At 30.1% G+C, this 2539-nt stretch carries 3 protein-coding genes; all 3 read left to right on the top strand.

Going from position 1 to position 2539, the window contains the following annotated elements; translation table 11 throughout:
* On the top strand, window positions 1-1072 hold a 1072-nt coding region (locus tag IAA47_06440; protein ID MBU3842599.1), incomplete at its 5' end, for a polysaccharide biosynthesis C-terminal domain-containing protein.
* A gap of 27 nt (window positions 1073-1099) precedes the next feature.
* Window positions 1100-1507, top strand: coding sequence for an NfeD family protein (locus tag IAA47_06435; protein ID MBU3842598.1), 408 nt, complete (start codon window positions 1100-1102; stop codon window positions 1505-1507).
* Window positions 1508-1525: 18 nt separating this feature from the next.
* On the top strand, window positions 1526-2407 hold the full coding sequence (locus IAA47_06430; protein ID MBU3842597.1) for an SPFH/Band 7/PHB domain protein: 882 nt from the start codon (window positions 1526-1528) through the stop codon (window positions 2405-2407).
* Window positions 2408-2539 lie beyond the last annotated feature (132 nt).

Raw genomic sequence — 2539 nt, 5'->3', positions numbered from 1 at the left:
AAAAACAGTAGCTGGAACTCTTCTATTAGGATTGGGTACAGCTATTTTAATAAGTTTTATCAGTGTAACATTTCTAACTCCAATTTTAAAAATCTTGAATGTTTCAGAGGAATTATTCGAGCAATCTTATGGGTATATTAGAGCAATTTTATTAGGAGTTGTAGCTACAATGTTTTATAATGCTTTTGCAAGTGTTCTAAGAGCCATTGGAGATACAGTAGCTCCTTTAATATTTTTAATAATTGCTTGTGGAGTGAATATAGCTTTAAATTTATATTTTATTTTAGAGCTTAAAACTGGAGTTGTTGGGGCAGCTTGGACAACGGTAATATCTCAAGGACTTTCAGTTCTATTATGTATGATTTATATGTGGTGGAGATATCCTATATTTCATTTGAAATTAGAGGATTTTAGATTAAATTTCTCATTAATAAAAAAATTGTATGCCTCTGGATTATCAATGGGAATGATGATGTCTTTTGTTTATTTTGGTACTTTAGCTTTACAGATAGCCATTAATACTTTTGGAACAAATACAATAGTTGCCCATACAGCAGCAAGAAAATTAACTGAGTTTTTTATGCTACCATTTGGAGTAATGAGTATAACTATGGCAACTTACTGTGGGCAAAATAAGGGAGCAAAACGTCCAGATAGAATTAAAATAGGGATTTGGCAAGCTATATATATAACTTGGTTATGGACAGTATTAATAATTATATTGAGCTATACAGTAGCACCTAAATTAGTTTATATGGTAACAGGTACATCATTTGAAGAGATAGTAAAAACAGCTGAAAAATATTTAAGAATAAATACCCTGTTTTATTTTGTTCCAGCTGTAATAGCTATACTTCGTAATGCTATGCAAGGAATAGGAGACTTGATTACACCGATTTTCTCTAGTTTAATAGAGTTGGTAGGAAAGGTTATGATAGCTTTTTTCCTTGCTCCTAAAATACACTATATGGGAATAATAATAGCTGAACCTATTGTTTGGGTATTAATGGTTATTCCATTGATAATAATGATAATAAGGAATCCTATTTTTAAAGAAGAGTTAAAAAAATAAGATTAAATTTTGTAGAGGAGAGAGAATATGTGGGTATGGTTTCTTATCGGAATAGTTTTTGTAATAATTGAAGGAATTAGCTTTGGATTAATATCTATTTGGTTCGCTATTGGAGCTTTTGTAACAATGTTTTTTACAAATTTATCTTTAAATATCCAACTATATATCTTTATATTGACCTCTGGAATTTCTCTTTTACTTATTAGAAGATTTGCTCTAATATATTTAAAGGGAAAGGGAAAAGAGTTAGACAGAGTTACAGACTCTAGAGTAAAAATAGAGAGTATTGAGCAAAGAGGAAGTGTAACTATATATTTAGTTAAGCTTGATGGAAAAATTTGGGAAGCAATTTGTGATGAAAGACTAGAGTTAGAAGAGATAGCTCAAGTGGAAAAAATAAAAGGGAATAAGTTAATTTTAAATAAAATAAAATAAGTTTTAGGGAGGTAGACAATGTTTTTTATATTTTTACTAATTTTAATTGTAATAATATTATTAGCAACACATGTGAGAATAGTTTCTCAGTCACAAGCTTTTGTAATTGAGAGATTGGGAGGTTATCTGACAACTTGGGATGTAGGACTTAATATTTTAATACCTTTTATAGATAGAATAGTAAAAAAAGTCTCTTTAAAAGAGCAAGTTTTAGATTTTCCACCACAACCTGTGATTACAAAGGATAATGTAACTATGCAGATTGATTCTGTAATATATTTTCAAATAACAGATCCTAAATTATACACATATGGAGTAGAAAATCCTTTAAGTGCTATTGAGAATTTAACAGCTACTACTTTAAGAAATATCATTGGGGAGATGGAATTAGATCATACTTTGACTTCTAGAGATACTATTAATACTAAGATGAGAGCTATATTAGATGAGGCAACAGATCCATGGGGAATAAAGATAAATAGAGTAGAGTTAAAAAATATAATTCCACCTGCAGAGATACAGGATGCTATGGAAAAACAGATGAAAGCTGAAAGAGAAAGAAGAGAAGCTATATTAAGAGCTGAAGGACAAAAGAAATCTTCAATTTTAGTGGCAGAAGGAGAAAAAGAGGCGGCTATATTAAGAGCTGAAGCTAAAAAAGAGGCTGAAATTAGAGAAGCAGAAGGTAAGGCAGAAGCAATACTTAAAATACAAAAGGCTGAAGCTGAAGCAATCAGATTATTAAAAGAGGCTGGGGCAGATAGTTCTGTACTTGCATTAAAGGGAATGGAAGCTTTTACTAAGGTAGCTGATGGACAAGCAACTAAGATAATTATTCCAAGTGAGTTACAAAATGTAATAACTTTAAGTGAATTATTTCATGAGAGCAGTAAAAAATAGATGTAACTACTCAGGTCTATAATTAAAAAACTAAGACTTTCTTCAAAAAATTTGAAGAAGGTCTTTTTTTGTTGCCAAAAATATGATATACTATTTAAGTACTTTTTTGATTAGGAGGTGAACCATTATGAA

It is taken from the genome of Candidatus Fusobacterium pullicola, assembly GCA_018883725.1.
GTDB classification, from domain to species: domain Bacteria; phylum Fusobacteriota; class Fusobacteriia; order Fusobacteriales; family Fusobacteriaceae; genus Fusobacterium_A; species Fusobacterium_A pullicola.
The sequence above is the reverse complement of the archived record's forward strand: the minus strand, read 5'-3'. Positions and strand labels throughout refer to the sequence as shown.

Bases quoted from the DNA above. Each gene is read 5' to 3' on its own strand.
- IAA47_06435 (MBU3842598.1), top strand. From the start codon at position 1,100: ATGTGGGTATGGTTTCTTATCGGAATAGTTTTTGTAATAATTGAAGGA.
- IAA47_06430 (MBU3842597.1), top strand. From the start codon at position 1,526: ATGTTTTTTATATTTTTACTAATTTTAATTGTAATAATATTATTAGCA.